Source organism: Furfurilactobacillus sp. W61-4, from assembly GCF_057545565.1.
On sequence record NZ_BAAJNZ010000001.1, the window covers coordinates 545,434 to 570,184 of the forward strand.

Annotated in this window: 28 protein-coding genes, 1 tRNA gene and 1 other annotated feature; of the genes, 4 read left to right on the plus strand and 25 right to left on the minus strand. The window is 44.5% G+C overall.

Annotated features, from left to right (window positions below; all coding sequences use genetic code 11):
- Positions 1–5 precede the first annotated feature (5 nt).
- Positions 6–2,435 carry a primosomal protein N' gene (gene priA / locus AC27FN_RS02685; protein WP_487166480.1) on the minus strand — a complete coding sequence of 810 codons (2,430 nt, stop codon included), beginning with the start codon at positions 2,433–2,435 and terminating at the stop codon, positions 6–8.
- Positions 2,436–2,636: 201 nt separating this feature from the next.
- On the opposite strand from priA, the gene AC27FN_RS02690 reads away from it, so the two are divergent.
- Positions 2,637–5,363, plus strand: a complete 2,727-nt coding sequence (locus AC27FN_RS02690; protein WP_487166481.1) for a glycoside hydrolase family 65 protein — start codon at positions 2,637–2,639, stop codon at positions 5,361–5,363.
- Position 5,364: 1 nt separating this feature from the next.
- Positions 5,365–6,039, plus strand: coding sequence for a beta-phosphoglucomutase (gene pgmB, locus AC27FN_RS02695; RefSeq protein WP_487166482.1), 675 nt, complete (start codon positions 5,365–5,367; stop codon positions 6,037–6,039).
- A 106-nt stretch (positions 6,040–6,145) separates the two neighbouring features.
- Here the strand turns inward: pgmB and AC27FN_RS02700 are convergent, their stop codons facing one another.
- The 4 genes from AC27FN_RS02700 to gmk all read right to left on the minus strand — a co-directional run bounded on the left by AC27FN_RS02700 (position 6,146) and on the right by gmk (position 8,664).
- On the minus strand, positions 6,146–6,655 hold the full coding sequence (locus AC27FN_RS02700) for a YbhB/YbcL family Raf kinase inhibitor-like protein (protein WP_487166483.1): 510 nt from the start codon (positions 6,653–6,655) through the stop codon (positions 6,146–6,148).
- Positions 6,656–6,701: 46 nt separating this feature from the next.
- The gene (locus tag AC27FN_RS02705) at positions 6,702–7,487 is read right to left on the minus strand and encodes a Cof-type HAD-IIB family hydrolase (RefSeq protein ID WP_487166484.1); all 786 of its coding nucleotides are present in this window, start codon (positions 7,485–7,487) and stop codon (positions 6,702–6,704) included.
- Positions 7,488–7,764: 277 nt separating this feature from the next.
- Complete coding sequence (gene rpoZ, locus AC27FN_RS02710) at positions 7,765–8,007, minus strand: DNA-directed RNA polymerase subunit omega (protein WP_487166485.1); 243 nt, start codon at positions 8,005–8,007, stop codon at positions 7,765–7,767.
- Between the two features lie 3 nt (positions 8,008–8,010).
- On the minus strand, positions 8,011–8,664 hold the full coding sequence (gmk, locus tag AC27FN_RS02715) for a guanylate kinase (protein WP_487166486.1): 654 nt from the start codon (positions 8,662–8,664) through the stop codon (positions 8,011–8,013).
- A 236-nt stretch (positions 8,665–8,900) separates the two neighbouring features.
- On the opposite strand from gmk, the gene AC27FN_RS02720 reads away from it, so the two are divergent.
- Entirely contained in the window at positions 8,901–9,305 is a 405-nt protein-coding gene (locus tag AC27FN_RS02720) for a hypothetical protein (RefSeq protein WP_487166487.1), read from the plus strand.
- Positions 9,306–9,419: 114 nt separating this feature from the next.
- On the opposite strand, the gene recN is transcribed toward AC27FN_RS02720, so the two are convergent.
- The 17 genes from recN to AC27FN_RS02805 form a co-directional block, all read right to left on the minus strand.
- Entirely contained in the window at positions 9,420–11,123 is a 1,704-nt protein-coding gene (recN, locus tag AC27FN_RS02725) for a DNA repair protein RecN (protein ID WP_487166488.1), read from the minus strand.
- Between the two features lie 12 nt (positions 11,124–11,135).
- On the minus strand, positions 11,136–11,591 hold the full coding sequence (locus AC27FN_RS02730) for an arginine repressor (RefSeq protein WP_487166489.1): 456 nt from the start codon (positions 11,589–11,591) through the stop codon (positions 11,136–11,138).
- Positions 11,592–11,593: 2 nt separating this feature from the next.
- Complete coding sequence (locus tag AC27FN_RS02735; protein ID WP_487166490.1) at positions 11,594–12,424, minus strand: TlyA family RNA methyltransferase; 831 nt, start codon at positions 12,422–12,424, stop codon at positions 11,594–11,596.
- Entirely contained in the window at positions 12,424–13,326 is a 903-nt protein-coding gene (locus AC27FN_RS02740; RefSeq protein WP_487166491.1) for a polyprenyl synthetase family protein, read from the minus strand. The genes AC27FN_RS02735 and AC27FN_RS02740 overlap by 1 nt, the downstream gene beginning before the upstream one ends.
- Complete coding sequence (locus tag AC27FN_RS02745; protein ID WP_487166492.1) at positions 13,319–13,576, minus strand: exodeoxyribonuclease VII small subunit; 258 nt, start codon at positions 13,574–13,576, stop codon at positions 13,319–13,321. Before AC27FN_RS02745 ends, AC27FN_RS02740 begins: the two co-directional genes overlap by 8 nt.
- 2 nt (positions 13,577–13,578) lie before the next feature.
- The gene (gene xseA / locus AC27FN_RS02750) at positions 13,579–14,931 is read right to left on the minus strand and encodes an exodeoxyribonuclease VII large subunit (protein ID WP_487166493.1); all 1,353 of its coding nucleotides are present in this window, start codon (positions 14,929–14,931) and stop codon (positions 13,579–13,581) included.
- Position 14,932: 1 nt separating this feature from the next.
- On the minus strand, positions 14,933–15,802 hold the full coding sequence (locus AC27FN_RS02755) for a bifunctional 5,10-methylenetetrahydrofolate dehydrogenase/5,10-methenyltetrahydrofolate cyclohydrolase (protein ID WP_487166494.1): 870 nt from the start codon (positions 15,800–15,802) through the stop codon (positions 14,933–14,935).
- A 271-nt stretch (positions 15,803–16,073) separates the two neighbouring features.
- Entirely contained in the window at positions 16,074–16,505 is a 432-nt protein-coding gene (gene nusB, locus AC27FN_RS02760) for a transcription antitermination factor NusB (protein ID WP_487166495.1), read from the minus strand.
- Entirely contained in the window at positions 16,505–16,966 is a 462-nt protein-coding gene (locus tag AC27FN_RS02765) for an Asp23/Gls24 family envelope stress response protein (protein WP_487166496.1), read from the minus strand. Before AC27FN_RS02765 ends, nusB begins: the two co-directional genes overlap by 1 nt.
- Positions 16,967–16,991: 25 nt before the next feature.
- On the minus strand, positions 16,992–17,552 hold the full coding sequence (efp, locus tag AC27FN_RS02770) for an elongation factor P (RefSeq protein WP_487166497.1): 561 nt from the start codon (positions 17,550–17,552) through the stop codon (positions 16,992–16,994).
- Between the two features lie 139 nt (positions 17,553–17,691).
- A complete protein-coding gene (locus AC27FN_RS02775) occupies positions 17,692–18,768 on the minus strand; it encodes a M24 family metallopeptidase (protein ID WP_487166498.1) in 1,077 nt (358 codons plus the stop codon).
- 104 nt (positions 18,769–18,872) lie between these two features.
- Positions 18,873–19,166, minus strand: a complete 294-nt coding sequence (gene rpmA, locus AC27FN_RS02780) for a 50S ribosomal protein L27 (RefSeq protein WP_407882126.1) — start codon at positions 19,164–19,166, stop codon at positions 18,873–18,875.
- Positions 19,167–19,181: 15 nt separating this feature from the next.
- Positions 19,182–19,511, minus strand: a complete 330-nt coding sequence (locus AC27FN_RS02785; RefSeq protein WP_487166499.1) for a ribosomal-processing cysteine protease Prp — start codon at positions 19,509–19,511, stop codon at positions 19,182–19,184.
- A gap of 32 nt (positions 19,512–19,543) precedes the next feature.
- Complete coding sequence (gene rplU / locus AC27FN_RS02790) at positions 19,544–19,855, minus strand: 50S ribosomal protein L21 (RefSeq protein ID WP_407882123.1); 312 nt, start codon at positions 19,853–19,855, stop codon at positions 19,544–19,546.
- Positions 19,856–19,873: 18 nt separating this feature from the next.
- Positions 19,874–19,956: a sequence feature (ribosomal protein L21 leader region), on the minus strand.
- Positions 19,957–20,128: 172 nt separating this feature from the next.
- Positions 20,129–20,269: a hypothetical protein gene (locus tag AC27FN_RS02795; protein ID WP_487166500.1), complete on the minus strand. Its 141-nt coding sequence runs from the start codon at positions 20,267–20,269 to the stop codon at positions 20,129–20,131.
- A gap of 131 nt (positions 20,270–20,400) precedes the next feature.
- Positions 20,401–20,910 (minus strand): hypothetical protein, encoded by a 510-nt coding sequence (locus AC27FN_RS02800; protein WP_487166501.1) that lies wholly within the window; start codon positions 20,908–20,910, stop codon positions 20,401–20,403.
- A gap of 54 nt (positions 20,911–20,964) precedes the next feature.
- Positions 20,965–21,038: transfer RNA gene (locus AC27FN_RS02805), tRNA-Arg, on the minus strand.
- 276 nt (positions 21,039–21,314) lie between these two features.
- Between AC27FN_RS02805 and AC27FN_RS02810 the strand changes: the two genes are divergently transcribed.
- Positions 21,315–21,977, plus strand: coding sequence for a TetR/AcrR family transcriptional regulator (locus tag AC27FN_RS02810; RefSeq protein ID WP_487166502.1), 663 nt, complete (start codon positions 21,315–21,317; stop codon positions 21,975–21,977).
- A 212-nt stretch (positions 21,978–22,189) separates the two neighbouring features.
- On the opposite strand, the gene AC27FN_RS02815 is transcribed toward AC27FN_RS02810, so the two are convergent.
- Genes AC27FN_RS02815 through AC27FN_RS02825 form a run of 3 tightly spaced genes read right to left on the minus strand, consistent with a single transcriptional unit; the run spans position 22,190 to position 24,727 of the window.
- The gene (locus AC27FN_RS02815; RefSeq protein ID WP_487166503.1) at positions 22,190–22,729 is read right to left on the minus strand and encodes a dUTP diphosphatase; all 540 of its coding nucleotides are present in this window, start codon (positions 22,727–22,729) and stop codon (positions 22,190–22,192) included.
- 14 nt (positions 22,730–22,743) lie between these two features.
- Positions 22,744–23,805 carry a hypothetical protein gene (locus AC27FN_RS02820; RefSeq protein ID WP_487166504.1) on the minus strand — a complete coding sequence of 354 codons (1,062 nt, stop codon included), beginning with the start codon at positions 23,803–23,805 and terminating at the stop codon, positions 22,744–22,746.
- Positions 23,795–24,727 carry an exonuclease SbcC gene (locus AC27FN_RS02825; protein ID WP_487166505.1) on the minus strand — a complete coding sequence of 311 codons (933 nt, stop codon included), beginning with the start codon at positions 24,725–24,727 and terminating at the stop codon, positions 23,795–23,797. Before AC27FN_RS02825 ends, AC27FN_RS02820 begins: the two co-directional genes overlap by 11 nt.
- Between the last annotated feature and the right edge of the window lie 24 nt (positions 24,728–24,751).

The following is a 24,751-nucleotide window of genomic DNA, read 5'->3' on the forward strand; positions in this document are numbered from 1 at the left end:
TCCTCCTAGACGAAATTTTGTGGTTCCATGTCAATACTAATTTGTAATCCCCGTAAGTGCTGTGATTCTTCCAATATTTGCATCAAAGCATCGTGAAGTTGTGGCTCTTGCTTATACTTCAAGAAAATTTGATAGTAATAACGATTTTTAATCCGTGCAATCGGTCGCGGCGTTGGCCCTAAAATAATGGTACTCGATGACAAGCGTTGTTTTAACCAATCCGCGAGTTCGAACATTTTTTTGGCCGCCGTATTCTCGTCTTGATCGCTAGCGCTGATTAGCGCGGTATAAAAGTACGGCGGATAATTGCCCAAATGACGTAAATTCATTTCCACACGGAAAAATCGTTCGTAATCCTGCTGCTGCGCGAGCTGAATCGCATAATGGTCTGGATTAAACGTCTGGATCATGACTTCACCATCCTTGTCCGCCCGGCCGGCTCGCCCACTGACCTGAGTGAGCAACTGAAATGTTCGCTCGCTAGCACGAAAATCAGGCAAACCTAAAGCCGTATCGGCGTTTAAGACACCAACTAGCGTTACATCTGGATAGTCAAGGCCCTTAGCAATCATTTGCGTTCCTAATAAAATGTCGGCTTCATGCCGGCCAAAAGCAGCTAGCATCTTTTCGTGCATGCCCTTGCGACGTGTTGTGTCAACGTCCATCCGAATAACACGCGCAGTCGGTAATAGCTGCTTTAATTCGGCCGCCACTTTTTCAGTACCCGTTCCATAGTAACTAATGCGGCGACTGTGACAATTAGGACAACGATGAGGAATGGCCTCTTCATGTCCACAATAGTGGCAACGCATGGTGTGAGAATCCATGTGCAACACCAACGTATTATCACAATTCGGGCATTTTAAGACAAAGCCGCAGTCCCGACACATCATAAATGACGAAAAACCACGCCGATTCAGCATTAAGACACTTTGCTCACCGCGCTCTAAACGCTGCTTTAAGGCGGTTAACAAGGCCACCGAGAAATTACTTTCTTGACGCGTTTTCAATTGTTCACGCATATCAATAATTTGGACAGGTGGCAGTGGCCGTTGATTGATGCGTTTAGGTAGCATCAAATGCTGATAGACACCTCGTTCAGCTCGTGCACGACTCTCTAATGACGGTGTGGCTGATCCCAAAATCACCGGTGCATTGTGCCAATTTGCCCGCCATAGCAGAACATCACGCGCTTGATAACGAGGATTATCCGATTGTTTATAACTCGTTTCATGCTCTTCATCCATGATGATCAGCCCTATATTATCCAATGGGGCAAACGCCGCTGATCGCGCGCCAACCACGACCGTTGCTTCATGTCGTTCAATTCGCCGCCATTCATCGTACTTTTCACCAGCCGACAAACCGCTGTGCAACACGGCCACTTGCGCCCCAAATCGCCCGCGAACTCGCTTCACCATCTGTGGTGTCAGCGCGATTTCTGGTACCAACATCAGAGCTGTTTGCTGTTGGGCCAACGCCTTAGCGATACTTTGCAGATAAACCTCTGTTTTACCGGAACCCGTCACCCCTTCAAGCAAGAATGTTGTCGCCTGATTATCAGTAATCGCTTCATTAATCGCCGTCACGGCTCGTTGCTGATCAGGTTGTAACGTCATGGAAGTGGTCGGTTGCACCTCACTTTGCGCAAAGGGATCGCGGTACACTTCTCTTTCGGTCATTTTCACCCAGCCACGTTGAGCGGCGGCCGTGAAATCAGCTCGAGTTAAACGAGCATCAGTTAGTAACGCCGCTAAAGGTTGTGGTGCAGTTTGTCGAGAAAGTACTTGTAATACACGGCGTTGTTTGGTCGCATTGGCTCGTAGTGAGGCTAATTTTTCTGTAAGCTGTGCTTCATTTAGTTGGCTGGTCACCCACGTCTTCGTTTTAACTTGCGCTCGGCTATTCACTTGGTAGGTCGCATGAACCACCCCCGCACGTTGTAAACGGGCTAACGCTTTAACCTGACTTTCAGACAAGGTTGTCGCGGTAAAATCTAAGCGTCCCTGTGCATCGAATAAATCAGCTAGCTCATCATTATCGATTGATTGATCAGCCACCAACCATTTGTGACTGGCCGTTTTCAACGCTGCCGGTAACATTGTTTGAATCGTTGAAATTCGAAAGGCAAAAGTCTGTTGAGCTAGCCAATCGCTGAGTGCTAGTAACTCTTCATTTAACACAGGCGCTAAGTCCAGCAGCCGATTGATTGGCTTTAAATCACCCTGATACACGGCGTCATGTTCTAAATTTTGCTCCAGATTGACTAAGCCAACCACCATGCCACCCACTTCCCGATCTCCCTTACCAAATGGAACGGAAACGCGAACACCAGGCACCACGGTGTCCACTAAATCAGTAGGAATCATATACGTATACGGCCGATTCGTTTGCATCGTCGGCACGTCCACAATAACTTGCGCTGCTTGGGTCACCAATTCGACTCCTTTCGATATTCGGATCAAATTCATTTTTATGAAATTCAGGCCAATTGAAATAATCAACTTATTGTAACAGATTCGGCGATCGTGAGCTTTTTTACAAGAACCGAGGTATTTAGGTTGAGAAGTTTAGCAATAAAAATTACCATGAGGGTGGGTACAAACATTACCAGAACTTTATAGGGGGTAAGACATATGCGTACGTTTTCAGTTCGTGTCCTTGACGATGCGTTTGAAATCTCTTACGTACCAAACGGAAAGACAAATTTCACTAAAACCATCACGATTGTGTGTGATGCCGATGTTCCGATTGGTGAAAATTTGGAAAAAATTCGTGAAAAATTAGCCGGGATCGACTTTGACGCCGCAATCATTGAAAATCCACTAGACTATGATTTTTCAGATACTGTCATCGGCGTCAATCACCAGCGCATCGACATGGGCCTAGCCCTCTCCAATATGCTTAACATTCCAGTGGTTAGCCACGAAACGGCCGACCGGGAAGGCTTAGCAACCGCCGTCGAAAATAAACGTACCTATAATGAATGGCATCTTGATTATTATGGTGAATACGCTGCCAAGCGCAATTATGGTCAAGAGGCGATGTTAACGATTGGTAACGGTTATTTTGGCCTTCGTGGCGCCTATCTTGCAGCTAATGCCGATCAAGATAACTACCCAGGCTTATATGTCGCCGGTCTGTACAATCAACTGACGACGGATATTGCAGGACATGATGTTATCAATGAGGATCTCGTCAATTTACCTAATGCCCAATATTTATCCTTTAGTTTGGATCAACAAGAACCCTTTACGATTAAACGCGAAAACATCAGTGACATTTATCGATCTTTGGATTTACACACCGGTGTTTTAACCACCACCCTGCTGGTCTCCTTGCCAACCGGTCATTTATTAAAAATATGTGAGCAGCGAGTTGCCGACATGCATCAGTGGCATCGCTTTGTCCTTCATTATGAAGTGACCCCGATGAACTTTGAAGGCTCAATTACGATTTTCTCTCGCATCGATGGTAGCGTTGTTAACGCCAACGTGGATCGCTATAAGGCTTTCAAATCACGACATTTTGATATCACTGAGACTACTATTAATGGTCAAGATGCGACCCTCGGCGGACAAACCAAGACTTCCAAAGTAGACTTCGTCATTGGAACACGGTTAACTAGTCAAGAATTAACACCGGACTCACCGGTAAATGAAAGCGTTACCGACGATATTTTAGAACAGAGCTTTACGTTCAAAGCACAAACAGGAACTACTTATGTGATCGAAAAAACAATCGCCATTAATACTAGCCTAGAAACAGACGGCAGTTTAAATGACGCGGTCACAAATGAACTCGGTCAGACAAGTTTTAACGATGTCGTAACAGCTAATCAACGATTCTGGGAACGCGTCTGGCACGATAGTGATATTCAAATCGATGGTGATCTAACTGCCCAAAAACTAACGCGCGTTAATATCTATCATTTGTTTGTCTCAGCTTCCCCGAATAGTAACCCTCATTTGGACGCTTCCGTTGGCGCTCGTGGGCTACATGGTGAGGCCTACCGCGGGCATGTTTTTTGGGATGAACTATTTGTCCTGCCATTTTACACCCTGCATACTCCTGACCTAACGAAGCAACTACTGCTTTATCGTTATCAACGATTAGCTGCCGCTAAGAAGAACGCGCAATTGGCGGGATATGCAGGTGCCATGTATCCATGGCAATCAGCTCAATATGGCGATGAACAGTCACAATTTGTTCACTTCAACCCAGATAGTGGCAAATTTGATCCGGACAATAGTCGCCTGCAGCGTCACGTTTCCTTGGCGGTTGCTTACAACATTTGGTTATACTTCCATAGCACCAACGACGTCGATTTTCTAAAAACGTATGGCTTAGAGATGCTGTTCGAAATCGCCCATTTTTGGTCCAGTAAAGCAGTCAAAAATGAAACGACAGGGCGGTTTGATATTAAGAACGTCATGGGCCCAGATGAATTTCATGAAAATTATCCGAATGCGGATGAACCCGGGTTGACAAATAACGCTTATACCAACATTATGGTGAGCTGGTTATTCACCACACTGGCTGATTTAAAAAAACAAGTCGATCAAAAGACTTGGACAGCGTTAACAAAGAAAACCGGATTAACCACGGCAGACTTTACTCGTTTCGATGACATCGCCCACCAGCTAAGTTTAGATATCAATAAAGATGGTGTCATCGGTCAATTTGAAGGTTACTTTAAATTACCAACGCTAGACTTTGAAAAGTATCGAAAAAAGTATGGCAATATTTCTCGGATCGACCGCCTGTTAAAGGCTGAGGACAAGTCTCCTGATTCCTATCAAGTCGCTAAACAAGCTGATGCCTTGATGGCCTACTATAACCTCAGCTTTAATACGATTGATAACATCCTGAAACAGCTCGGCTATCAACTACCTAAAGGTGCTTTGACTCGCAACATCGAATATTACCTTGCCCGTACAACTCATGGTTCTACTCTCTCACGGATTGTTTATTCAGTCTTGAGTCTGATTACGGGCAACATGGATCAATCGTTTGCCTTCTTCAACACAGCTTTAAGGTCGGATTACTATGATATTCAAGGCGGAACAACCGCTGAAGGAATCCACCTGGGTGTCATGGGCGCCGTCTTACTCCTTGAGATGCGCAATTACGGCGGTGTAACTGAGTTCGACGATGTCTTATCGGTGACGCCTCACCTACCAGAACGTTGGCAGCGCCTAGCATTTAGCGAACAATTCAAGGGTGTCAATTATCGCTTTAACTTCACCCATGACGAAATGACCATCACAGCCGATAAAGAGGCAACGGTCAAGGTGTTTGGCAAAATGCAACACTTAAAATCGAACCAACCACTTACAATTAAAAATACGGAGGCCTCATAACATGGCAAAATTTGCAGACTTAAAAGGATTTATCTTTGATCTAGATGGTGTGATCACTGGGACAGCTAAATTTCATGGACAGGCTTGGCACCAACTCGCCGATGAGCTCGGTGTAACTTGGACTGAATCATTAGCCAACGGTCTAAAGGGTGTGTCTCGCATGGACTCTCTAGAAATGATTCTAAAAGCTGGTGGCAAGGAAAATGACTACACCGAAGCGGAAAAAGTCGCCTACGCAACAAAAAAGAATGACAATTACCTGAAGTTAATTAGTAATATGACCCCGGCCGATGTCTTTCCTGGTGTAAAAGAATTTCTTGATGATTTACTAGCCAAGGGATATGTCATCTCCTTAGCTTCCGCTTCAAAAAATGCGCCAACAATCCTACAGCACATTGGCTTATCAGATTACTTCACCAAAATCGTTGACCCAGCCACGCTGAGCAAAGGAAAACCAGATCCAGAAATTTATACTCGCGGGGCAGAAATCCTTAATCTACCACCAGAAGCTTGTGCTGGTGTGGAAGATGCTGCAGCAGGCGTTGCGGCCATCAACGGTGCCCATGAGACGTCAATTGGCATTGGTGATGCCAACGAATTAAGCGCTGCCGACGTCATCTTTTCAGAGACAAGTGCCTTGACATTAGCCAATATTGAAGCTCAAATGGCGAAATAACGACTAACCTTGATTTCACTGATTTCTCATTAAAAACCACGTTTACTGTAACTTCCATCCTTGGGAAGTACACATAAACGTGGTTTTTTTAATGGTTCGAGTCTAATTATGCACGGCTGATAAATGTTGTGCTTGCTTTAGCGACGATATGGCCTTTGATAGCTCGGTAAAACTCATTTAACCAATAACCATCAGCTAAAGGCAATTGCTCATCTAACGCATAGCCTAAAACCTTATACTCATGATCTTTATCAGGCGGTGTCGGCCCCGTATAACGTTGCGTAATCATCGGATCCGTCTCGTGAATTAGCCGACCAGCAGTACTATTTTTCCCTTGAATGAAGTGTCCATCTGCATGGCGACTTGCATCCTCTGGTAAGCTTGCGTGCTCAACAGACAGATTAGCACCAGTCCAATGAATAAACGTAAAACCAACAACTGGGATGGCATCGTCATCAATCACGACCCAAGCTAGACTGACCGCCTGTTTGGGGACGTCCACAAAACGTAGTGGAAACGAAATCGTCGCATGGCCCTGATACAATTCATCCGGAGCCGCGTACTTCCCGTAGCGATCGGCCAAGATCCCATTCTGTAACGGAATTTCTAATTTCATTGAACAACCTCGCTTTCATCAGATCATCATGTTTGGGACATGTCATTTATTTACTAGCAATCAGATGATAATGGCGCAACCCGTTCACAATTCCGTCCGTCGTATTAGTTGTCGTTACGTAATCAGCCACTGCCTTATCCCGCGGGTGCCCATTGCCCATCACAATCGCGGTATCAACGCTCGCAAACATTTCTAAATCATTTAGCTGATCACCAAAAGCATACGTTGGAATACCAGTTAGGTGCGTTTCTTGAAGTAACCGTTCCAGCCCACTTCGTTTCGTTACGCCACTCTTCATCGTGTCTAAACAAACTAGATTATTGCGGACCAAGGCCAACCGTCCCGCAAAAGCTTGATTATATAGATCCTCTTTATCACGATTAAACACATTCATGAAATTAATCGGCTGTTTACGGAAATAGTCTGGATCAATCGTCACGTCTAACTTCAACGCGTGATAATTATTGACGACATCTGGTGTCGATTCTGTTAAGGCAAATCCCTCATTGTTGTAGTAAGCCACCGCGTCACCTTGATCTTTTGCAAACGCCGTGAATTCTTCAATTAGTTGTTGATCGATCGCTTCTCGGAATAATTCCTGCCCATGATATTGAACATAAGATCCGTTGGCACTGACGACGGTATCAATTCCGGTCTCATCCAGCACATATTGGATTTCAAAGATATTTCTTCCTGTCGCAATGACTGGCAAAATATGATTTTGTTGCATTTCATTAATTGCTGCAATGCTTTGCGGTAAAACATGCTTATCATCATCAAAAAGCGTGCCATCAAGGTCAAAAAAAACAATTGCTTTTGTGTCGGTATTCATGTCTTTCAGCTCCCTATTAGGTTTATCTTCCTCTATAAGCATAGCGCATTGAACAATAAGAAACACTCAGAATGACTTGTTTTGCCGAAATCATTTATTTCAAATTAAAATAAATGATTGATCCAGTTCGCTCAAGGATCCCACCATAATTAGTTAACCCATTTCAAATAAAGCCAACTAAAAGTCACAATGGGCCAAGAAATCAAATTAATTCTGGCCACAAAAAAACGTCCTCCAAATCAAAGAAGACGATTTAATCACTATATTTGACTGAGCTTTACTCAACATCTGTGATATTGCGGTTACGCCCAAGATCTTCTTCATGGTCTGGATCAATCGTGACCTCACCGGCTTCGATTTCTTCAAGCGCTTTGCCAACCGACTTGTCCGAATCATAACTTGATAATAACTCTTGAGCACCGGCATCTAGTTCATGTGCACGCTTAGAAGCCAACATAATTAATGAGTAGCGTGAATCAACCTTTTGTAATAATTTATCAACTGATGGATATAAAATCATAGTTTACAATCCCTTCTTGTCTTCCAAATTGCCTGTTTGCAACTCACTCGATTCTAACATCTGCGCATACTCTGGGTAAACCCGGGGAACTCGTAAGCGTTCCGCCCGAATGATCTCGCGAATTCGGGAGACGGCCAACGGAATTTTGTCATTCACCACCGCATAATCGTAGTTGCGCATCATTTTAATTTCTGTCACGGCTTGATGAATCCGTTCATCGATCACGGCCATTGTTTCCGTCCCTCGACCGATCAGTCGCTGTTTTAAAGCCATTAAATCTGGCGGGGTTAAAAAGATGAATACACCGTCTGGCATTTTCTCACGAACCTGCATCGCGCCATTAACTTCAATCTCTAAAAAGACATCCTTGCCGGCTGCGAGCGTTTCTTGAACATATTTCATCGGCGTACCATAATAATTGTCCACATATTGGGCATACTCTAGCATGCCACCAGTTTCAATATTATGTTCAAACGTGGCCTTAGAAACAAAAAAATAATCCTTGCCATCCACTTCTCCCGCTCGGGGGTGGCGAGTGGTCATCGAGATGGAATACTGAAAATCAGTTCCTCCCTGATCAAACATTGCTTTACGAACTGTCCCCTTGCCCACACCTGACGGTCCAGACAAGACAATTAACATTCCACGTTTCGGCATCGACTGCTTCGTTCCTTTCAACAGCTTAAAAAAGATTTATCACTAATTCTGAACTTTTTTAACCAAAAATTCAAGCTATAATCCGTTTCACCCGTAGGAATGGCGGGATCTGGACGTAAAGGACCAAATTTCTGAACAATTGACAACTGGTAGTTGCATTTATGAACATTTGTTCGTATACTAAAAACACAAACAAATGTTCGGCGAACACGAACAAAGTCACGGAGGCTATCGCCATGGATCAATTGTTACCAAACACCTACATTCAACCACAACGGCCAAGTCATGTGCCCTTTATTTGGCGTAAGCCAGTAGCGCTTCCTACGCGGCACAGTCTACATGCTCACTTAGTTCGTTTTCGCCAATGGTTCTGGACGGGTGAACGTGGTGATACGCTCGTGCATTCGCAAATGTCATCTAATCAACTAATCAACCTTTTAAATGATGCGCTAGCCCACCACACGGTTATTTCTGTCATGCTAAACAGTCGTAATCCCTTTGCTAAGCAGCTCCCAATTATCACCGGAACCTTGCAGCAACAACGGCATTCGTTAATTTTAACTAATCACAGTACTGGTAGTAGCTACGTTTTGTTGCCCGAACAAGTTCGCGAGATTTGCTATGGCATGATGGTAGCCTAACTGTTAATCTTTTGTCAAAATAAGTCGCCTTGACTGCCAGGATTGCTGCCCTTAATTAAATCAACCTAAAAAGCCTTCTGCTATGAAGGCTTTTTTTGATGAATCCATCAATACTTAAATGTTATATGTCTGTTTTTCTGCAGCCGCCAACTTCAATAGCTCAGAAGCGTGTTCGGTTGCCAATTGGGTCACGGTAGTTCCCGCTAACATGCGTGCCAATTCATCCACCCGCTTTGCTTCTGATAACTTAGCAACCGTTGTTTTTGTGCGCTTACCAACCACTTGCTTTTGAATATAAAACTGATGGTCCGCAATCGCAGCCACCTGAGGCAAATGAGTAATACAGAGAACCTGTGAATGACGACCGATGGCCATAATTTTTTCAGCAATGGCTTGGGCGACCCGACCGGAGACACCGGTATCCACTTCATCAAAAATGATACTGGTCACGCCTTGAGTCTCCGAAAAAATTGTCTTCAAAGCCAGCATCATTCGCGATAATTCTCCACCAGAAGCAATTTTGGCTAAGGGCTTCAAATCCTCACCAGGGTTAGTTTGAATGTAAAACTCGACATTGTCGATTCCCGAGGCATAAAACGGGGTCTCTTTATGCGGCAAGAACTGCACCTGGAAGACGGCCTTTTCCATATACAACGCTTTGAGTTGCTTATGGACTGCCTGTTCCAACGTTTTTGCCAATGCCTGACGTTTCTGACTTAATTGATCTCCTGCCGCAGCTAAACGGGTCTTAACCTCAGCAAGTTGGGTTTCTAAGGCCTGATCATCATCTTGATCGGCCTGCATATTTGCTAACTCAGACTTAATCTTGTCAAAGTAAACCAACACACTAGCAACCGAATCGCCGTATTTTCGCTTTAGCTGATGAATTTCTTCCAGCCGACTTTCAATTTCATCCAATCGACCTTCATCGAACTCCTGATTAGCTAGTTGACTAGACAAATCGTTAACCGTATCTTGTAAGCCATAATAGGCATTAGCTAAGCCATCTGCTAGTGTTTCATAGGCAGGATCGAGGTCCGCTATATCTTGCATCGCAGTCATTGCGACACCAATTTGATCCAAGGCGGCAGCATCTTCACCACCTGTGATCGCCTCATGACTGCTTTCTAAAGCAGTGACAATGCGTTGATAATTCGCCAAATGATCCCGTTCAGTCAGCAACTGTTCTTCCTCATCTGGTTGCAAATTGGCGTCACCAATCTCCTGCACCTGAAACGAAAGCATATCTAACCGCTGCGCCCATTCTTGAGCATGTTCACGCTTATTGACAACTAATCGACTAACCTGTTTAAAAGTGGCATATTCTTGCTCATACGTGGCCTTTAGCGGTGCCAACGTTTGCGGCTGAAATTCATCCAGTAAGCTCAAATGCTTCTCGGGTTGCATTAATTCTTGATGTTCATTTTGACCATGAATATCAACCATCGTTTCTCCAACACGCTTAAGGGTGGTTGTATTCACGATGGTGCCATTAATCCGACTCACATTATGTCCATTTTTATTCAATTCGCGATCGATGACCACTTGTCGATCCGCATAGTCGACGCCGAGTTGATCCAAAACTTTAAAGGTCGGTGACGCCTTTGGCAAAACGAACAAGCCTTGAATCGTCGCTTTGTTAGCCCCTTTCCGAATGAAATCACTGGCTGCTCGACCACCGGCTAGCAAACCAACCGCATCAATAATAATCGACTTTCCGGCGCCTGTCTCCCCAGTCAAAACGCTCATTCCGTCATCAAAGGCGATATTTAAAGATTCAATAATCGCAAAATTTTTAATTGATAATTCCTGTAGCATCGCGGTTCCTCGCTATTCTGCACCTAAACTAGCCAACCGGGCTCGGATCTGGGTCGTGCTCAGCACGGAATTGCCGACAATCAGGACTGAGCTATCATCACTCAGGACACCAAACACTTCTGCGTAATTCATCTGTTTGATCAGGCTACCAATGACAGGTCCATTGCCTGGTAACACATTTAACAAACAAAACCGATCGTTGACTTTCATTTCAACCACGTTACCGCGCAAATTTCGTCGCAGTTTGGCCTCGCCATCAACAGGTCGATCATTAGAAAATGTGTAGTAGGTGTGCCCCTGATCGTCAGGCACCTTAACTAATTGTAAATCGGTAATATCTCGTGAAACAGTCGCTTGGGTGACTGCCAAACCGGCTTCCTGAAGGACCGTCACTAATTCCGTTTGGGTATGAATGGCCTGATTGGCCACTAACCGGCGAATTTGCGCCTGGCGTTCTTTCTTCTTCATCCCTACTTGCCATCCTGTTTTTGATTTAACTGGGTATAAGCAGCTGACAGTGTGTCATCAATTGATACATTTGCACTAACCTGACCTTGTTCACCAGCGTTAACTAAGTGAATAAGAAATTCGATGTTGCCGCCACCACCCTTAATTGGCGAGAAATCTAAGCCTAACACGTCATAACCACTCTGGCTGGCAAAGTCTACCATATCCTCTAATACGGCTCGATGCACTGCCGAGTCACGGACAATACCATGCTTGCCGACCCGATTCTTACCAGCCTCAAATTGTGGCTTAATTAACGCGACCACTTGCCCACCTGGGGCTAGAATTGTTTTTAAGTTCGGTAAAATTAAATGTAATGAAATAAATGAAACATCAATACTGGCAAAAGTCGGTTGTCCCTGCGTGAAGTCAGCTAACGTTACATACCGGAAATTTGTATGCTCCATTACGACCACTCTGGGATCTTCGCGAAGTTGCCAGACGAGCTGATTACTACCAACATCGAGTGCATAGGACCGCGCAGCGCCATTTTGTAACATCACATCTGTAAAGCCACCTGTAGATGAGCCAATGTCCAATACTGTTTGACCACTCACATCAATATTAAACACCTGTAACGCTTTGGCTAATTTGAAGCCCCCCCGACTAACATATGGCATGGGTACTCCCTTAATGTGCAGCTCCGTGTCAGTGGGAATTTTTTCGCCCGGCTTATCCAGACGCTCTTCGTTTTTGCCCAAAACCTCGCCAGCCATGACCGCACGCTTAGCTTGTTCACGTGAAGTGAAAAGTCCCTGTTCCACCAGTAGAATATCCACCCGTTGTTTTTCCATTAATTCGTTTCCTTCCCATCAATGATAAAGTAGTCAAGCAACGCTTCTAACCGCTCAACGTTCATCCCCGTAGTCGCCAATTGATTGCAACACTGTCTAGCCACAACCACCTGTTCGATCAATGCCTGCTTAGCACCAGATAAACCAAGTAATTTGGGATACGTATTTTTACCTTCTGCCACGTCTTTGTTCGGCGTTTTACCAAGAGCCGCAGCCGTCTGAGTTTCATCTAAGATGTCATCATAAATTTGAAACGCTAATCCGAAAGCCTGCCCAAATTTCGTTAGTAACGCCAGCTGTTCCTTGGACGCTTGGCCCATAAATGCCCCGGCGCGCACAGCATAAACAAGTAAGGCCCCGGTTTTTTCGCGATGTAATTGTTGCAATTTTGCCAGTGAAATCGTGGTGCCAGCTAAAGTGACATCCAATGTTTGACCAGCAACCATTCCGCCCGGTCCAGCAGCATGGGCAAGTTCACCAATCAATGTCACTTTAGTTATTAGCGGCAACGACAATGTGCTGAGCCAATCAAACGCAAGTGCCTGTAAACCGTCCCCTGCCAAGATGGCGACGTCTTCACCGTAAACTTTGTGATTAGTTGCTTGTCCACGTCGTAGATCATCATTATCCATAGCAGGTAAATCATCGTGAATCAAGGAATACGTGTGAATCAATTCCACGGCACAAGCTGCTGCCAATTCTTCGCCTGTTAGTTCACCGTTCAAGCCGGTCAAAGCCGCAATGGTTAACAACGGCCGCAACCGCTTGCCCCCGGCCATCACCGAATAAGACATCGCCGCCTGCAAGGTGGGCTGCGTGCTGCTGTGCGCCATTTGCTTTGTCAAACAGTCGTTAATTTGTGGCAAATAAGTCGCTTCAAAGGCCGTTAAGACTTTACTCATCAGCATTATCACCAGTAGCTGGCTTGACTTCAAAATCAACGGTTTGTCCGTCGTCATTCATCACCTGAGTGAGCGTTTTTTCTGCTTTTGTCAAGGTCTCCTGCAGTTGTTGACTGAGTTTGACCCCCGCTTGAAATTGCGTCAAGGCCGTTTCTAACGGCACATCACCTTGCTCTAACTGGGTCACAATCTCCTGAAGCCGCGTTAAATTTTCTTCAAATGTTGGTTGTGCTTCGTCTGATTTTGCCATGATTAATTCCTTTCATGATCTGATTTAAGTGTTGCGATCTGAGCAGTTGCCTGACCATCCGCTAAGTGTAACGTAACCGACTGGCCGATCGTTAATTGACTAGTGGATTTAATCACTGTTTCATCGGTGGTCACATAACTGTAACCACGTGTCATTATCTTTAGCGGACTCAACAAATCTAATTGACTGGCTAACGCCGCCACCTGTTGCTGTCGCTTTTGAAAAAGAGTGGTCCCCGATGTGAACAAACGCGTCCGTAATGCCAACAGTTGTTCTTGTTGTTGGTTAAAACGATCTGATAATAAGCGCGGACTTAAGCGAGTTTGGAGCGTGCTGAGTTGCTGCTGGTTTTGGCTGACTACTTGCCGTTGAGCGCGGATTAATTGATCTGTCAACAAGCTCAAACGCTGTACATACCCTTCATACAATCGTTGCGGCTGCGTGAAGACGTATGTTTGCTGTAACCGACTTAAGCGTTGCTGGTCGACACGTAATCGACTAGTTAGTGCTTGCAGCAACCGATTTTTTAATTCGCTTAAAGCCGACAACACATCAGTCAACACCGGTGTTGCCAGTTCCGCCGCAGCTGTCGGTGTGGCGGCGCGCACATCCGCAACTAAATCAGCGATTGTGGTATCCGTTTCGTGACCCACGGATGAAATCACTGGAATTGCACTGGCACTGATAGCGCGGGCCACGGCTTCTTCATTAAACGGCCACAGGTCTTCAATCGATCCACCACCACGACCGATAATGAGTGTATCAAATCCACCTAACGCATTGACCTGCTCAATCCGCCGGACTAAATCACTGGCTGCCGCGTCCCCTTGAACTTGCGCCGGAAATAAAACAAGCTGCACAATCGGATAACGTCGTCGTGTGGTTGTGATAATATCTCGGATAACGGCTCCTGATGGACTCGTGATCACAGCAATTCGCTTAGGAAACATCGATAATGCACGTTTTGGCCGCTCAAATAGTCCTTCGCTAGCTAACTTTCGTTTTAACTGCTCATAGGCCTGATACAAAGCCCCCACACCATCAGGTTCCATGTGATCGACGTAAATTTGATAACTGCCTGAGGGTTCGTACAGCGAAATCCTTCCGGTAACCAGTACTTTCATGCCGGCCTCTGGCTGAAATTTAAGTTTGGCAAACGCTGACTTGAACATGATGGCACTAATCTTAGCTTGATCATCTTTTAGACTAAAATATTGATGTGCATTCGGGCGTAAGCGAAAATTAGAAATTTCGCCAGTCAAATACACTCGGCCCAAATACGGATCGGCATCAAATTTTCGTTTCAAATAGCGCGTTAAAGTGGTTACCGTTAAGTAATCTTCACGAGCAACCATTTTAAACCTCCAACCCATTTTGCCAAGCAGCTAATTGAACGGTTTGCTGCATTAATGTAGCAATGGTCATGGGGCCTACACCGCCGGGGACCGGCGTAATAAACCCGGCAACCTCGTCAACACCGTCAGCCACATCCCCGGTTAATTTACCATTCGCTCGACGATTCATCCCGACATCAATGATCGTCGCGCCAGGTTTGACCATATCAGCGGTCACAATATTTTGCTGGCCGACTGCCACAATGATAATATCGGCCATTTTGCTTAAAGTCATTAACTGAGCAGCACTAGTATGCCGGTGGGCCAAGGTTACCGTTGCATTCTCATTATTTAATAAGGCGACCATTGGCTTACCAACAAGTCGACTACGGCCAATCATGAGGACATGTTGCCCGGAAATATTGATTTGCTGGTCATGCAACATTGTCATGATGCCCTTAGGCGTGCACGCCACCGGATAATGCAGCCCAACATCGCCAAATAAACGACCCAAATTAAGCGGATGTAAACCATCAACATCCTTCACTGGGTTAATGGCTTGGACAACTTCTTCTTCATCCAAGTGATCTGGTAACGGTGACTGAACCAAAATCGCATGGATTTCAGGGTCCTGATTGTACCGCGCCACTAACGCTAATAGTTCAGCCTGTGTTGCACTGGACGGTAACTTCTTCACGACTGAGTTGAAATGCAGTTTGCCTGCTTGACGCTCTTTATTTCGAACATAAATGGCACTGGCTGGATCATCGCCGACCATTATAACAGCCAAGCCAGGAATAACCCCTTGACTGGTTAAAGCCAAGGACTGCTTTGCAGTTGTTTCATTTAGTTGCTTAGCAATTGCCCGTCCATCAATTAATTTTGCTGTCATGCGTCTCACTCCATTTACATTTCTTCAGTCCATTTTATTAACTTATGCTGAATAATTTTACCACATTACAGCTGATCGTGGCAGTTGACCGTTTATGAAACCAAGTCGAATTACGCCAAGATAATCTGGATACACCAAAAATAATCAGAGTGAGGCCAGCCGGATGATCCTAAGCACTAACAAGACGAAGCTTACCAAAAAAGCGCTCGGACTTATTAGTCAGACGACTAAAAGAATCCGAACGCTCATATTTTACTTAAAATACGGTAACTCAAGCCTTATTTTTCTGGTCTGCTTGATCAAACAACTTAGAAAGCACGCCATTAACAAAACGCCGAGAATCGTCATCGGAAAATTCTTTAGTTAACTCAATCGCCTCATTTAAAGCGACTCGAGTCGGAACTGTCGCCGAATAGCTCATCTCATACAAACCTAACCGCAAAATAATGAGATCAGGATAAGCTAATCGTCTAACCGACCACTTGTTGGCTAATTGCGCGTCAATTTCAGCATCCAATTGATCTTGATGTTCAAGTACCCCATTGACCAACGTAACTAGATACTCTGGCACAATTGTGGACTGATCTTCATCGTGATCAATAAGTTGTTGGTACAAAGCGGCCACATCAGCATCAGAATTCGCGTGTTTGGCGAACAAGACCTGAAAGGCAATCTCACGAATTTGGTGCCGCGATAAATCCACTACGCTTCACCATCTTTACTTGTCGTTTCATTTGATTCAGTCGTTAAATGATCGCCGAAGATGTCGTCAGGATCAATATCCGAATTGTTTTTTTCTGGAACAATCCCAACAATGTGAATGTTCACTTCACCGACCGTCAACTCAGTCATTAAGGCAACTTGTTGCTTGATCTTATCTTGCAATTCCAAGGCAACTTTTGGCACGCTAACCCCGTAGTCAAGATAAACGAACACATCGGCTGTAATAACGCCGTCTTCCAAGTTAAGTTTGACACCCTTACTCAATTCAGTTCGGCCAAACAATTCGGAAACGTTATTCGCAATGTTTCCACGCATTCGATTAACGCCTTCAACTTGACTGGCTGCAACGCCAACAATAATCTCCAAAACGTCAGCTGAAATTTCAATGGTGCCCAATGCATCTTCTGGCTGATTTAACGTGATTTTATTCACTTCAGGCATGACGACCTCCAATCTAGCAACCTACCTAGGCCCGAGAGACGTAGGTCCCTTCCTGGGTATTAATGATCAACTTGTCACCGGCATTCACGAAAAATGGCACTTGCACAACCAGCCCAGTTTCCATGGTTGCTGGCTTAGAACCACCAGTAGCCGTGTCTCCGCGAATACCTGGTTCAGTCTCAGCAACTTCTAGCGTAACCGTGTTAGGAACTTCCACACCAAGGATTTCGTTACCGAATGAAGTCACAGTCACTTCCATATTTTCCAATAAGTACTTGGCTGCATCTTTCATCGACTCATTTGGAATGGAAACTTGGTCATAAGTTTCAGTATTCATGAAAACATAATTAGTCCCATCGTTGTACAAATACTGCATCTTGGCCTGTGAAATTTCGGCCAATTCCATCTTGGCACCGGCGCGGAACGTCTTTTCTTGAACGGCACCAGTCCGCAAATTCTTTAACTTTGATCGAACAAACGCCCCACCTTTACCAGGTTTAACGTGCTGGAATTCAACAATCCGCCAGATGGCATGGTCAACTTCGATCGTTAATCCATTTTTAAAGTCTGCAGTTGAGATCGACATAATCGTTCCTCCTAAAATTCATTCTTGTTCAGTATACAGTAATCGCTCCTAGCGTTGCAATAGCAACCATTTCAAAAACAGCTCAGCGCGAAATAAACTAAGTGATATTGAGCATCCACAAGTGCGGACGGTACGACAGTTAAATAACTTGCAACGTCTTGGGTGAACTTGTTAAGACTTCTGCCCCATTTTCAGTCACCAACACATCATCTTCAATCCGGACTCCGCCTACATCTGGCACATAAATACCAGGTTCTACCGTAATAACTTGGTTCGCGCTCAGTTGATATGGCATCCGTGGTCCATAAACCTGTGGCTCTTCATGAATATTCAGGCCAATTCCATGGCCCATTCCATGATTGAATTGCGGCCCATAACCTCCCGCAATGATGATGTCGCGACCAGCAGCGTCAAGCTCAGCGCCTGAAACGCCGGGTCTAATGGCAGCGATCACAGCCTGATTAGCGGTTAAAGTTAAGTCGTAAATTCGTTTTAGCGTTTCATCAACATGCCCCAGGGCGAATGTTCGCGTAATATCAGAGGTATACCCATCGAAATAAAAGCCAAAGTCGACGGTCACTAATTCGCCTTGTTGAAGCTTTTTATTAGTCGCTGCGCCGTGTGGTTGCGCCGCTCGTGGACCGCTAGCGACAATCGTGGCAAATGAGGGACCGGTTGAACCATGAGCTCGCATCCATTCGTCCAAGCGATTGGCCACCTCGATCTCGGTCATGCCGGCAACGATCGTTGGTAAAACTTCATCGTATCCTTGACTGGATAAAGTAATGGCATGTCGCAGAGCCATGATTTCTGTTTCGTCCTTGACCTCACGTAAATGATCCACAATCGCATGCATGCCAACAAAGTCCGCCGTTAGCTGCTCATCAAGTTGGGCCCAAATAGCATATGGCAAAGTATCCTCGAAGCCGACAACTGTCATTTGTTCTTGTTCAACTAAGGTCGCAACTTGTCCATAGTAATCTCTGGTAATTAGCAGCTGGACACCCGCTGGCAAATCATCAGTCATTGCGGTTTCATAGCGCGCATCAGTAATCATCCAGTAGTTGGATTGACTAATTAATAGACAACCATCGCCGCCCACGTCACTAAAACCAGTTAAATACTGTAAATTAAACCCATCCGTGATCATGATGGCATCTAATCGCAAGTGCACTAACTCCTTTTGAACGCGTTTTAATCGTTCTTGTCTACTCATTGCGTCATCTCCACAACTAAATCATCGTAAACTTGTGACATTTCACTTCGTCAAACAAAAAAACGAACACAATGTTTTACACATCATGCCCGTCAATCGACTCGTTATTCAGCTTCAGCAACCGGGTAAACAGACACCTGACGGCGATCCTTACCCTTCCGTTCAAACTTAACAACACCATCAGTCAATGCAAACAAGGTATCATCCCCACCACGGCCAACATTAAGACCAGGTAGAATGTGCGTGCCACGCTGACGGTAGATGATCGAACCGGCGTTGATCTGTTGACCATCTGCCCGTTTCGTTCCTAACCGACGACCTGCTGAGTCACGACCGTTAGTTGTCGATCCGCCCCCTTTATGGTGAGCGAAGAATTGTAGATTCATGTCCAATAACATGTGGTTCCACCTCCATTAGTTAAAGTGACCATCACTAATCGTAATGAATTGTGCATATTTCTCGGCGATTTGTGTCATTCCTAATGTGAATGTTGCGAGGATCGTCTCAGCTGCCTGATTGCGATCATGCATTGTTAAGGCTAAATACCCGCCATTTGCATCGTCAGAAGTCAGTGACGGATGAACCGTCGCTACCTCGTCTAACGCATTAACCGTGGTAATTGCCAACACAGATGCGGCCGCGCACACAATGTCTTCACCGTATTGTCCTGAACCAGCGTGACCAGTCATCTTAAATGACGTCACTTGCTGATCGGAATTTCTTGAAATCGCAACTTTTATCATAATCTTCTTAGTTTTGGTTTAAGCAAACTGAGTTATTTTGTGGTGATATCGTCAATCATAACCCGTGTATAAGGCTGACGGTGACCTTTTTTAGTGTGTTGGTTTTTCTTTGGCTTGTACTTAAAGGTTACAACCTTCTTTTCCTTGCCTTGCTTTTCAACTGTACCTGCTACTGAAGCACCTTCAACCAATGGTGTCCCAACAGTAATGGCACGGCTAGCAACTAACACAACTTCGTCAAAAGTGACCTTGTCGCCTTCCTTTGCATCCAACTTTTCAACAAAGATCGGTGATCCCTTTTCAACTTTATATTGCTTACCACCAGTTTTGATAATTGCGTACACGTTGTGCACCTCCTCAAATTAAAGTCTTAGACTCGCCAAAAACAAGTGCTGTCTCACCATGAAACAAACTTATAACTTGTTCTGTGCGGTTGCAGTGTGGAAGCCCACAACGACAACGTTAAAAGTATACCAAAAAAAAACGGCACGGTCAACGTCAAACTGATAGGACAAGTGCATCCATCCCGGCCCATTAACTGGCTATGAGAAAACGTCACTCAATGAAACAAAAAAAGAATCCGTTAACTTGTGGATTCCCGTTAGATCAAGCTTAAATTAATCGCGTTTCAACCGTTGGCGGCGAGAGGCTTGGGCAGTCGTCCGATTGGTTGATAAATGTGATGCGGCAGGACGGTACATCAACTCCCACGCGCCACTACCAATTAAAACAACGACTAAAACGACAACTGCGACCATCTTAAAACCTCCCTTGGTGTTGCTAGACAGCAACTTTACTAGGATTAGTTTACCAAGGTTAGTCTGGGAGTTTCAAATTTCAACGCTTTCTTAACAGAAAAAAGTCTTTTTTTACTAAATCATTACATTTGTTATTCTTGACTGCCAATTTTATACAACTCAGTATCCGCATTTGTGTCTTTGCGCATCTGTGTCTCGATCTTGCTACGTTGCTGGGCGGAATTGCCAATTGAGTAGGCTGCCATATCAAAAATCAAACGAAAATTGGCATGAAATTGCGAGGCAACTTCATCATCGAAATTATATTGCTTGCCAACGGCAGCTTTCACGATGCCCTTCACGCCCGTTGGACCATCGCCAAGGGTATTAGCCAACTGATTTTTTTGTCCCTCACTTAATCCGGGCCGTAAAGTTTGATTAACTTTATCAGCCGCCTGATAGACTTTATTAGCACTCGCTTCGTCATCGTAACGGAATTTTTGTAGCGCTGTGACCAAGGCCTCAATCCGGTTATTCTCAGTTTGAACACGGGTATATTCTTTTTGCGTCACCTGGACGCCGCCATAACTTTTTTGGCCACAAGCTGTCAGAACTACCATGCTTGCTAAGACAACCATCGCTGCCACAATCTTTTTCCACATCTTGCTACCTCCGCCGCTCCGTTAGGCTTTCTGTAAAACTAGTCATCTAAACAATGCAGCAAGTGGGGTTCGAACCCACGACCCTCGGTTTAGAAGACCGATGCTCTATCCAACTGAGCTACTGCTGCGTAACTTCACTCATATCAGTATAGAAAAGTGGTGTCATAGTGTCAATTTATATTCCGAGCTTTTCCTTAAACAAAATGCGGCTAAGTTCTTTGAAGAACCCACGTTAGACCTAATTGACTATCGTGGCTTGTTCAACTAGCGTGCAATCATTTGTACATTATCCGTGATATGTCGGTTGACGAAGCGCTTTCATTTCTTATATAATGGGCTTTGTAAACATTTATCAATAAGCTGTCTAATAAGAATTCATCGAATGACAGCTTGGGGGAATTCACATGGCTAAGCATTTGGATCCTCGGGTAATTAAAACACGGTCAAGTTTAAAAGCTGCCCTCATCAATTTGATGCAGCAATATAAGATCGAAAACATTAGTGTGCAAAAAATTACTGAAACTGCCCACATCACTCGAGGCACCTTTTATCTCCACTATAAAGACAAGCGCGATTTTATTGCCAGCGCAATGACAGAAATTTTAGATGATTTTTTTAATGCTGTGATGATCGACAGCACTGACCGATTACCATTGATCAGGCCTTCGACCCAAGTCACCCAATTATTCTCCGTCAATGCAGCTTTCAGCTATATCGAAACTGAGGCGAACATGTTTAATGTCTTGCTCAATACCCAAGAAAACGGGCTCTTTGAGTATCAACTAATTGCGCGCTTAACTAAAGCACTTGAACGATTTCACGATCAGTTAAAGTCCGACTTTTTGGAAATTGACGTTCCCGAAAACATTCAAATTGCTTTTATCGTGTCTGCTTATATTGGGCTCGTTAAAAATTGGTTGGTAGATGGCTTAATTTATACGCCACACTATATGACCAGTTCAATTCAAAAAATGACTGATCTCGTTAGTCATGATCCACAGAAGATTACCTTCAGCGACTTTTTCTATGCACAAGCTGATTTTGTGCCTCACCCAGCTACCAACTAGGATCTAGTCAGTTAATCCCAGCTATTAAATAAAAGATGTCACACAATCCGCATCCTTTTTCCGCGTCACCCTCGTTTAGACGCTAAAAGACGCTTTCACCGGATTAGGCATCCACAATGACCTAACGGAATTAGATAAATCAAATAGGCCACCTTCCTAAATCACGGAAGGCGACCTATTTTTTGACCTTTTTCTCAGAATCACTAGCCAACTTAATAATTATCAGCTTGGCGTTGTAAATTAACGGCTCGTTTGTCTTGGTAGGCAGTCTGGATTTCGGCTTGGCTAAACCCAAAACCGCGTAAGCCCATGGTTAAAAACAGATGCCAAGCATGCCCAAAATCGCCTTGACGATGTTCTTTTAAACTGCTAAGCACCATACTATTGATGCCCAGATAAACTTGATCTAAATCCAGTTTCGGGCCAATCGCCAACTTGTCTAGCTCTGCTGATGTCAAAACGGTTAAATGCGTCCACTGTTGCTTATGGAAAATTAGTAAGAAGAAATCCAGTGCGTCGACATATTCTTCTAGCAGCGTTGTCCGTTCACTTTGCCCTGAATTATGCTTGCCCCGGTGCTCCTTCCAAACTTTAAACCATTCGCTGGTATTCGCAATTTCGGCCAATTCAACCAATAGTGCGACATAAGCATTTTGTAAACTAGCATCACGGCTCCAATGTAATTGTTTCGCTTGGGAGACTTGCTGATCGAACTCAATTGACTCACGCAGTAGCAAAGCCAAATCTAACATTGACGATTACCTCCTTAAGCAAAAATCAACGGATCTGATTGAATTTCTAGATCATCACGATTAGCGAGATACCACTGCCGAATAAAATCATAGTTGAGCAGAATTGCCATTAGAGATATCGCATCATTTTTATCTGTGACTGTGATCACCCATTTAGGAGCGTTATCATCCCCAGCATTGGCAATGCCAAAGACCGTTCCATCTGCCAATTCAATCATCGCGCCTTGGCCACTTGGAGCATTTTGTAGCATATAATGACTATCCGCCGATGCGACAAAGAGTTTATCCACCGTACCAGCAGGCAAATCAGCATGCTTCGTTAGATAACGAGCCTGATTGTCAGTCTCTAACAAGTTATAATCAGCGGAGAAATCATAATCCTGCTCCAGATCCTTCGCAAATAAGATCAATGTTTTGATGGCAGTCATCCGTTGTTCCACAGGCTGATCAGCCAATTCAATCGCGAATAAATCCGTGAAAGCCTTACTATTAAAGCGAACCTGTTGTCGCTCAAGATTCATGTAAAACAAGTGTAAGCCGGAGTGCTTGTCGGTAAAGAATGCGCCGCCATTCTGACCACCGACTAACACAAATTTGAAGGCATGCTGATCGCCCAACGCATCCACCGTTAAGCTCAGTTCTTCATGTTCTGCCGCGCTGCTTAAGGTTATCCCAGCTTGACGATGCAGCTCCAGTAGACGCCCCATAAACAGTAAATAATAATCGGCCGCGGAATACTGATGTGGAAAGGTCACGAAGGCTGTATCCAGATGAAAAGTGAACAATGCTGTTGCAGACGCTAATAATTCATCAGTATCGCTAGTTTCTGTCAATTGATCTAAGCGATCTGTAAAGGCCAATCCATTTTTTAAACCAGCTTTTAAATTGTTATTGTAAATTCGGAATCGTTGACTAGGCGATAACGTGGCCGGTTTGGGTTTGTGAGTCGCTGATTGATCTTTTGCTTGGCTATCTGATTCAGTCGCCTGTGATGCTTTCGCTTGTTCACTTATCGATTCTGCTGATGTTGCACTATCATCGGCCGCTAATTGTTCTTTTTGCGTCTCACTTGCCATTGTGTTTCACCCCGCTATTTTGTTTTGAAGCCCGGAGCTCCTCGTGTTGTTGATCAGACTCAATGTGCCGTCCAATTAAATGGCTTAAATAGTCCACATAAAGATTGGCATTACGATCTTCAAACGTGGCGAAATCACCGAACACTTTACGAATCGCCTGTTTTTCATAACTAAGGATTGTATCTTCCTTAGCCAGTACCAACGACTCATCTTCATTAGCTTTCATGCCCTTATAAGCATTATTAGCGCGGTCATCCTCATCCGCTAAAACCGTTAAACGATCTAATAACTCCTGCCGTTCCGACTTAGCCCGACCACCAGCAAAAATACCGCGGTTCTCACCGACTTCTTTTAGTTGCGCACGCAATTTTTCTTTTTCTAGATCACGTTGCTCTTGCTGATCCATCAACGCTTGCAATTCCTGACTTTGATGAGCAATATCCTTGATACGATCGGAATTGTAATTCTTATTTTCAGCTTCTAGTGCAAAGGATTGCGTTAACTTTTCATATTCTACCTGATCAAAAACAAATTGAACGTTTAAGACATCGAGTTCACCAAATTGGCGGCGATCCCACCAGTTACCAAAGTAAATTTCAAAGTGTCCTTGATCACTTTCTTCAAAGTAAAAGAAAGGATAGGTTTGTTTTAAATAAGCTAATAAGTCATGACTAAGATAATGACTTAAGTCCGGATGCAGATCAGTAACCAGACTTGCCAATGGATTAACTTCGGCCTGATCATTACCCCGAATCAGTGTCGCGTAACGTTGCGGGTCAACTAACTCATAGACACGTCGATCATCAAAAGCATCAATGGCGTCCGTCAAGTCCTGTAAATAATGCGACTTTTGACTTAACTTACCGGATAATGCTGGCTGCACCTGCCGTGCCTGTTCTTCATTTGATTGTGGATTATCCATGCCGTCTTACCCCTAACTTCAAAG

Bases quoted from the DNA above. Each gene is read 5' to 3' on its own strand.
- AC27FN_RS02825 (WP_487166505.1), bottom strand. From the start codon at position 24,727: ATGGATAATCCACAATCAAATGAAGAACAGGCACGGCAGGTGCAGCCA.
- AC27FN_RS02775 (WP_487166498.1), bottom strand. From the start codon at position 18,768: ATGAGTAGACAAGAACGATTAAAACGCGTTCAAAAGGAGTTAGTGCAC.
- gmk (WP_487166486.1), bottom strand. From the start codon at position 8,664: ATGCCGAAACGTGGAATGTTAATTGTCTTGTCTGGACCGTCAGGTGTG.
- AC27FN_RS02705 (WP_487166484.1), bottom strand. From the start codon at position 7,487: ATGAATACCGACACAAAAGCAATTGTTTTTTTTGACCTTGATGGCACG.
- AC27FN_RS02730 (WP_487166489.1), bottom strand. From the start codon at position 11,591: ATGAAGAAGAAAGAACGCCAGGCGCAAATTCGCCGGTTAGTGGCCAAT.
- AC27FN_RS02795 (WP_487166500.1), bottom strand. From the start codon at position 20,269: ATGGTCGCAGTTGTCGTTTTAGTCGTTGTTTTAATTGGTAGTGGCGCG.
- AC27FN_RS02735 (WP_487166490.1), bottom strand. From the start codon at position 12,424: ATGGAAAAACAACGGGTGGATATTCTACTGGTGGAACAGGGACTTTTC.
- pgmB (WP_487166482.1), top strand. From the start codon at position 5,365: ATGGCAAAATTTGCAGACTTAAAAGGATTTATCTTTGATCTAGATGGT.
- AC27FN_RS02745 (WP_487166492.1), bottom strand. From the start codon at position 13,576: ATGGCAAAATCAGACGAAGCACAACCAACATTTGAAGAAAATTTAACG.
- AC27FN_RS02740 (WP_487166491.1), bottom strand. From the start codon at position 13,326: ATGAGTAAAGTCTTAACGGCCTTTGAAGCGACTTATTTGCCACAAATT.
- AC27FN_RS02690 (WP_487166481.1), top strand. From the start codon at position 2,637: ATGCGTACGTTTTCAGTTCGTGTCCTTGACGATGCGTTTGAAATCTCT.
- AC27FN_RS02700 (WP_487166483.1), bottom strand. From the start codon at position 6,655: ATGAAATTAGAAATTCCGTTACAGAATGGGATCTTGGCCGATCGCTAC.
- AC27FN_RS02800 (WP_487166501.1), bottom strand. From the start codon at position 20,910: ATGTGGAAAAAGATTGTGGCAGCGATGGTTGTCTTAGCAAGCATGGTA.
- efp (WP_487166497.1), bottom strand. From the start codon at position 17,552: ATGTCGATCTCAACTGCAGACTTTAAAAATGGATTAACGATCGAAGTT.
- AC27FN_RS02720 (WP_487166487.1), top strand. From the start codon at position 8,901: ATGGATCAATTGTTACCAAACACCTACATTCAACCACAACGGCCAAGT.
- xseA (WP_487166493.1), bottom strand. From the start codon at position 14,931: ATGGTTGCTCGTGAAGATTACTTAACGGTAACCACTTTAACGCGCTAT.
- rpoZ (WP_487166485.1), bottom strand. From the start codon at position 8,007: ATGATTTTATATCCATCAGTTGATAAATTATTACAAAAGGTTGATTCA.
- AC27FN_RS02765 (WP_487166496.1), bottom strand. From the start codon at position 16,966: ATGCCTGAAGTGAATAAAATCACGTTAAATCAGCCAGAAGATGCATTG.
- AC27FN_RS02785 (WP_487166499.1), bottom strand. From the start codon at position 19,511: ATGATAAAAGTTGCGATTTCAAGAAATTCCGATCAGCAAGTGACGTCA.
- recN (WP_487166488.1), bottom strand. From the start codon at position 11,123: ATGCTACAGGAATTATCAATTAAAAATTTTGCGATTATTGAATCTTTA.
- AC27FN_RS02815 (WP_487166503.1), bottom strand. From the start codon at position 22,729: ATGTTAGATTTGGCTTTGCTACTGCGTGAGTCAATTGAGTTCGATCAG.
- rpmA (WP_407882126.1), bottom strand. From the start codon at position 19,166: ATGTTATTGGACATGAATCTACAATTCTTCGCTCACCATAAAGGGGGC.
- AC27FN_RS02810 (WP_487166502.1), top strand. From the start codon at position 21,315: ATGGCTAAGCATTTGGATCCTCGGGTAATTAAAACACGGTCAAGTTTA.
- AC27FN_RS02755 (WP_487166494.1), bottom strand. From the start codon at position 15,802: ATGACAGCAAAATTAATTGATGGACGGGCAATTGCTAAGCAACTAAAT.
- AC27FN_RS02820 (WP_487166504.1), bottom strand. From the start codon at position 23,805: ATGGCAAGTGAGACGCAAAAAGAACAATTAGCGGCCGATGATAGTGCA.